The following is a 5,209-nucleotide window of genomic DNA, read 5'->3' on the forward strand; positions in this document are numbered from 1 at the left end:
AGGATAGATTTCTTCTTGTTGTTTGCGCTTGACATATTTGAACCCTTTGAACTTAACCCCAGCCCTGCCGTTTTGAATATCTATCAAAGTCCCACCTGATTATTTACGAATCTCAGCCTGCGAGTGCTGAGACGGCGCATACTGAGGCCATCGCGAGTTCCTGGAGAAGCGCTGATGGCACAAAACCCGATCCAGTTTCAGAAGGGCTTGAGCTTGCAGGAATTTATGACGCACTACGGCCGTGAAGCTCTGTGCGTTGAAGCTCTGGAGCAATGGCGCTGGCCGCAGAGGTTCGTCTGCCCGAGCTGCGGTCACAACGGCGTACCGGTGCGACTGCGCACGCGCGCCCTGTTGCAGTGCCGCCATTGCCATCACCAAACCTCCGTGACAGCTGGGACGATCTTCGAGGCGACCAAGCTGCCGCTCACGACCTGGTTCCTGGCGATGTTCTTGTTGACGCAGCAGAAAAACGGCATCTCTGCGCTGGAGTTCAAGCGTCATCTGGGCGTTTCCTATCTCACCGCTTGGCGGGTCAAGCACAAGCTGTTGCAGGTCATGAAAGAGCGTGACGATCAAACCCGACTCAAGGGCGTTATCGAGGTCGACGATGCCTACTGGGGCGGGGAGCGTCACGGGGCCAAGCCTGGGCGCGGCTCACCGAACAAGGTTGCGTTCATCGCCGCCTTGTCCTGCAACGCAGAAGGCCACCCGATCGGGCTTTGCCTGGGCAAGGTGGCCGGCTTCCGCACGCGCGAAGTCGAGCGCTTCGCCAAGCGCCACTTCGATCCCAATGCCATCGTGCTCACCGATGGGCTGGCGTGCTTTCGTGGCGTCGCCAGCGCCGGGTTCGAGCACCAGCCCGTCGTCACCGGTGGCGGCTATCGCAGCATGGCCTTGCCCGAATTTCAGTGGCTTAACACCGTCCTCGGTAACGTCAAAAACAGCCTGCATGGTTCCTATCATCAGGTGAGCAGCAAGCATCTGCCGCGCTTCCTGGCCGAGTTTTGCTATCGCTTCAATCGCCGATTTGATCTGGCCTCCATGCTCCCGCGCCTTGGATGGGCTGCCGTGCGAACTCCACCGATGCCACACCGTCTCCTGAAAATGGCTGAGGCATGTTAATAATCAGGAAGTCCCATGCTTTATGTTGTATCTATGTTTAGAGACATTTGCAAATGCATTGACGTATAAAAAACCCTTGCTGATCAGGATTTTGTTGATACATTCTTTTAGGTTTCCATCCTTTAGTCTTTGTTCAACTTTCCTAATGTTGCAGTCCTGTTCTGTGAGTTCATCTCTCAATAAGAGAGCGCGAACAAGTTGCGCAAATATATCAAACAGTGATCGCGTAGTATAAATTGCCGCAATTGTGTTGGCTTGATTGGAGATTTTGGCGCTTTGATATTCGTGATTCTCTGAGGCGCCTAAGACCAGCCTGAGATGTTCAATTCTTGGCTTCGCGTCTGCATCAAAATATTCGCTCATTGATTTCTTTGCGGTAAAGAAATGATAGCGAAAGATTGTGATTCCTCGATCAATCGATGAAATCAAGTCGAGTAGATACTGTTCGGAGTTCCAGTTCTTTCGAACAAACTCGCGAAGTTCTTCGAGGTTCCATGAGGTTTCCATAAAAATATTAGGCTAATTGCTCGGAGTCTAAAGATATCAATATTGAGTTCCTTGAGTGTATAGCACGAAAGGGTGCTGGCCTTTGCTGGTGAAGATGCTGGGCTGGCCGTTGCTCTCAGCTCTGGCTATATGAGCTTTACGCTTCGCCTTCATGCATGCCTCCGCGGTGTAAAGAAACGCCTTCGCTCAGCTGGCCTTCTGCGCCAGCGGATCCCAATCGACCCGGAACCGGGCCGGACTGATGATGCGCTCCAGGGTCGAGAAGCGGAACCGGCAGACCGTGCATTCGCGGCGCCGTCGCAGTACGACGTCGTTGGCCATGCGGGTTTCGAGGACGCGCGAGGCGCTCGCGCAGAGGGGACAGGGGATGCCTTGAGCCATGGTGCCAAGGATAGCGGATGCCCGGTCTTTGCTGGTGCCGGCGCCGGGCGGGCCGATGCGTTCCGAACCGGCTATCGGATCGGTACGCTCCGCTTCTTGCGGGCCGCCATGACCTCCCAGGCCGGGGTGAGTGCCTCGGCGGTACCACGCGCCGTCGCCTGGTGGTCGGACCGGATCTGGGGCTCTCCCTCCTCCATTCGCAGCATGAAGGCGTGGCAGATCGCATCCACGGGCGATCGGAGCATGGTCGCGAGGGTGTCCTGGTAGAAATCGCCCAGGCCGCCAGCGTGCATGCGGTCCTTGAGGTTGCGAGCCAGGGCCAAGCGGGCGTGGACCTCGTGCTCAGTCAGGTTCTGATCGAGCAGATCGGGCACCAGCGCCGTCTGGCTGTATTCCTTGGCGATGGCGAGCAGGCGATGCGGATCGAGCGCCACCTCGCGCGGCTGCACTCTCCAGCTCGCATCGACGGCCTCAAGGTACTGGTTGACCAGTTCGCAGCCCACTTCCGGACTCTTGGCGGTCTGAATGGCCACGCGCAGCGAATCCTGTTGCGGCGCCGGTGGCGCTGGTGGCGGCGCACTCGTGGCCGCCTTGGCGGAACTCGCCGCCTTCGCGGGAGGGGCGGACGGCTTGCGGTTGCTGTACTTGAAGGTGGGTTTCTGGACGTTGAGACGGGGAAGGCGCCAGGTCATCGCGATCACCTCCCTCCCGCTGGCGCCAGGACGACCTCGGGCGGGGCGTCCGCGCGCCGGTCGACCTGCATCCCGCTCGTCTCGAGGCCGCGACAGAGGGACTCCTCCAGCCGGTACGCCTCCTCGAGGTCCGCCCGTAGCTGCTCGATCTGGGCCAGGCGCTCGGCTTCCGAGGGACCGTCCTCGGCCTCGACGGCGGCCAGCTTTTTGACCAGGGCCTCGCCGTGCAGCCAGCAGATCAGCCCCCAGAAATCCGAGACCTCTCCATGCCAGGCGCCGAACAGATGATTGAAGTCGATATCATCGACGCAGCGGGTCGCCTCGGGGATCCGTAAACGGGACTCGAAATGTTGGGTGCGCTCCTTCACGGCCCGGCTCAGCAGGGCCTTGCGGTCGGTGGCCGAGGTCGGCACGCCATCCAGGGACGCCAGATGCCGCTCGGCGGTCTCGATCTGCGTCCGGGTCTGGTTGAGCTGCGCCGGGGTGGCCTTGGTGTCGGCGCTCACCGGCGCCAGCTCCAGGGCGCCATCCACCAGCGCCTCGGCGTGCTTCTCGAACCAGCGTTCGCATTGGGCGACCAAGCCTGTGGCGGCACTGCTGCGCGCCTCCATCTGCTCGGCGCGCTCGTAGGACGCCTCGATCTCCGCCTCTTCGCGCTTGAGGTTGGTTTTCGTTTCCTCATAGAGCGCGACCTCGTCCGCGTTGCGCTCGGGCGGCTGGCGCCAGCGCTCGTGGAACGCGATCTTGTGCTGATCCAGGCGGAACGAGCGGTCCCGCAGGCGCTCGAGCAGCTGAGAGTAGCTCCCGCACAGGTTCTTGGAGTGCTCCCGCAACGCTTCGACCCGTGCCCGCACGACACCATAATCGGGGGACGGTTTGCGGGTGTCGATGTTGGCGGGACGGCCCGAGCGCGGATAACGGGTGACTGGGGCGGTTTTGACCGGGGTCTGGACAGAATTGGTAGGCATGATGAATCTCCTTAGGCGCGTTCGGCGGCCAGCAGCCAATCGACGGCCGCGTTCTCCGAGGCGAAGCGGGTACCGTCGGGGGCGACGGCCTGCTCGTTGGCGCCATCGATGACGACAAAATGGGTACTCGGAGCCTCGACGGCGATCGGCACGGCGGCATAGAGGTCGGAGATCTCCGCGTCATCGGGGAGACGCCAGCCGACGATGGGGGTGCGCACGCGCAGCGGGGGCTTGAGGGCGCCCTGATCGGTCACGGTCAGGACGAGGAGGTTGGTCTGCAGGTTGGGAATATCGGCCATGCTGGGGTCCTCGCGAAGGTGGCGACGGCCCCAAGATATCCGCCTGATAACAGGACTGAAATCGGCCTATTCGCCAAGCACGATAGCCCGCAGCCGGTCCCAGCTGGCCGGAACCTTCACCAGCGGCTCGGCCGCCTCGAAGGCGGCGCAGGCCTCCGCCTCCAGGGCGTCCGCTGGCGCCCGGGCGCCGGACTGGATCCGTGGCCAGCGGCGCAGACCGAAGTCGGTCAGCCAAGCCGCGAAGCGTCGGCCGCGCGTGGCGATGGTCTCGTCGGGACGGTCCGGAAACAGCAGCCAGACGCGCACCAGGGCCGCATCCCGGGCCGCCCGAGCCAGGGTACGGGGCGGCAGCTCGATGCCACGTCCGCGCAGGCCGAGCGCCATGTCCAGCGAGCGCTTGGCACCACCCTCGAACTCGTTCACACCCTCACCGAACCAGTCGGCCAGCTCGGCGGGGCCGTAGTCGCGCACCAACTCAGCGACCTGTTGCAGGCGCTGGCGCGGATTCGCTCGCGGGGTCATCGATTTGGTCTCCATGTGGTCGCTGGCACGATCAATGCTTGTTTTCATCTGCTGTCGAGCACCCTAAGAGGGGTGAAACCTTGTCGAAACCCGCGCTGTCGCCGCCCGTGGTTGGCGGCACTTGGCCAGGGTCCCATCCTCCGGCGCCTGATCAATGCCATGACGCACCCACGGTCGGCGCGGTAAACCTGGGCCGCTCGACCTCGATCCACTCGCGTCCGTCGAACAGGCGCAGCGGTTTAGCGTCAGTGACGCAATACCCGTGGGGCGGGCTGACCAGCGGCAGGAACACGAACGCATCACAGCAGCGCCAGGCGCGACCACGGCCGCGAACGTAGCGGCGCCCGATCTCACACCAGCCAGGACGGCGCGGTCTCCAGTTCCGGCAGTCGAAGCAGCGGACTCGGTGGGTCATCTCGGCGCCTCCATTTCCGTCAGTGACGACAAACGCCGATAGAGATTCGGCCAACGCTCGCGGCCAAGGCGCTGGTCGGGATCGTCCGGGCCAGGTCGGTAGCCGATACAGCGGCGAGGGGTCTCGGGATCGGGCGCGAACCATGGGGCATGCTGGGGCAGCTCGCGGCGACGGGCGGCCGCACACTGGCCGTCATACTCCAGCGCGAGGCAGTCGGAGCACTGGCGCCGGTCGGTGTCGAGAAAGCGGGCATCGCTATCGTTGGCGGCCGACTGAGGTTCCCTGGTTCCCTCAGAATCGTTG

The 5,209-nt window shown here is 62.5% G+C and carries 8 protein-coding genes; 1 reads left to right on the plus strand and 7 read right to left on the minus strand.

All coding sequences use genetic code 11. The features are described 5' to 3' along the window. Positions 1 to 174: 174 nt before the first annotated feature. Positions 175 to 1,122: an IS1595 family transposase gene (locus THIDRDRAFT_RS22700; RefSeq protein ID WP_007043275.1), complete on the plus strand. Its 948-nt coding sequence runs from the start codon at positions 175 to 177 to the stop codon at positions 1,120 to 1,122. A gap of 3 nt (positions 1,123 to 1,125) precedes the next feature. Here the strand turns inward: THIDRDRAFT_RS22700 and THIDRDRAFT_RS22705 are convergent, their stop codons facing one another. From THIDRDRAFT_RS22705 to THIDRDRAFT_RS26310, 7 genes are all read right to left on the minus strand, one after another. Then, positions 1,126 to 1,629, minus strand: coding sequence for a hypothetical protein (locus tag THIDRDRAFT_RS22705; RefSeq protein WP_040845910.1), 504 nt, complete (start codon positions 1,627 to 1,629; stop codon positions 1,126 to 1,128). Positions 1,630 to 1,815: 186 nt separating this feature from the next. Continuing rightward, positions 1,816 to 2,010 (minus strand): NrdR family transcriptional regulator, encoded by a 195-nt coding sequence (locus THIDRDRAFT_RS27170; protein WP_007043276.1) that lies wholly within the window; start codon positions 2,008 to 2,010, stop codon positions 1,816 to 1,818. A gap of 71 nt (positions 2,011 to 2,081) precedes the next feature. Next, the gene (locus THIDRDRAFT_RS22710; protein ID WP_007043277.1) at positions 2,082 to 2,702 is read right to left on the minus strand and encodes a hypothetical protein; all 621 of its coding nucleotides are present in this window, start codon (positions 2,700 to 2,702) and stop codon (positions 2,082 to 2,084) included. Between the two features lie 5 nt (positions 2,703 to 2,707). Continuing rightward, on the minus strand, positions 2,708 to 3,670 hold the full coding sequence (locus THIDRDRAFT_RS22715; protein ID WP_007043278.1) for a hypothetical protein: 963 nt from the start codon (positions 3,668 to 3,670) through the stop codon (positions 2,708 to 2,710). An 11-nt stretch (positions 3,671 to 3,681) separates the two neighbouring features. Then, on the minus strand, positions 3,682 to 3,969 hold the full coding sequence (locus THIDRDRAFT_RS22720) for a hypothetical protein (protein ID WP_007043279.1): 288 nt from the start codon (positions 3,967 to 3,969) through the stop codon (positions 3,682 to 3,684). A gap of 66 nt (positions 3,970 to 4,035) precedes the next feature. After that, on the minus strand, positions 4,036 to 4,539 hold the full coding sequence (locus THIDRDRAFT_RS22725) for a hypothetical protein (protein WP_040845914.1): 504 nt from the start codon (positions 4,537 to 4,539) through the stop codon (positions 4,036 to 4,038). A 363-nt stretch (positions 4,540 to 4,902) separates the two neighbouring features. Further along, a partial coding sequence (locus tag THIDRDRAFT_RS26310; RefSeq protein WP_007043282.1) for a hypothetical protein occupies positions 4,903 to 5,209 on the minus strand: 307 nt, incomplete at its 5' end.

The organism is Thiorhodococcus drewsii AZ1 (assembly GCF_000224065.1).
Classification (GTDB): domain Bacteria; phylum Pseudomonadota; class Gammaproteobacteria; order Chromatiales; family Chromatiaceae; genus Imhoffiella; species Imhoffiella drewsii.

Excerpts from the sequence above, each read along its gene's own strand:
- THIDRDRAFT_RS22700 (WP_007043275.1), top strand. The coding sequence starts at position 175 with ATGGCACAAAACCCGATCCAGTTTCAGAAGGGCTTGAGCTTGCAGGAA.
- THIDRDRAFT_RS22705 (WP_040845910.1), bottom strand. The coding sequence starts at position 1,629 with ATGGAAACCTCATGGAACCTCGAAGAACTTCGCGAGTTTGTTCGAAAG.
- THIDRDRAFT_RS27170 (WP_007043276.1), bottom strand. The coding sequence starts at position 2,010 with ATGGCTCAAGGCATCCCCTGTCCCCTCTGCGCGAGCGCCTCGCGCGTC.
- THIDRDRAFT_RS22710 (WP_007043277.1), bottom strand. The coding sequence starts at position 2,702 with ATGACCTGGCGCCTTCCCCGTCTCAACGTCCAGAAACCCACCTTCAAG.
- THIDRDRAFT_RS22715 (WP_007043278.1), bottom strand. The coding sequence starts at position 3,670 with ATGCCTACCAATTCTGTCCAGACCCCGGTCAAAACCGCCCCAGTCACC.
- THIDRDRAFT_RS22720 (WP_007043279.1), bottom strand. The coding sequence starts at position 3,969 with ATGGCCGATATTCCCAACCTGCAGACCAACCTCCTCGTCCTGACCGTG.
- THIDRDRAFT_RS22725 (WP_040845914.1), bottom strand. The coding sequence starts at position 4,539 with ATGAAAACAAGCATTGATCGTGCCAGCGACCACATGGAGACCAAATCG.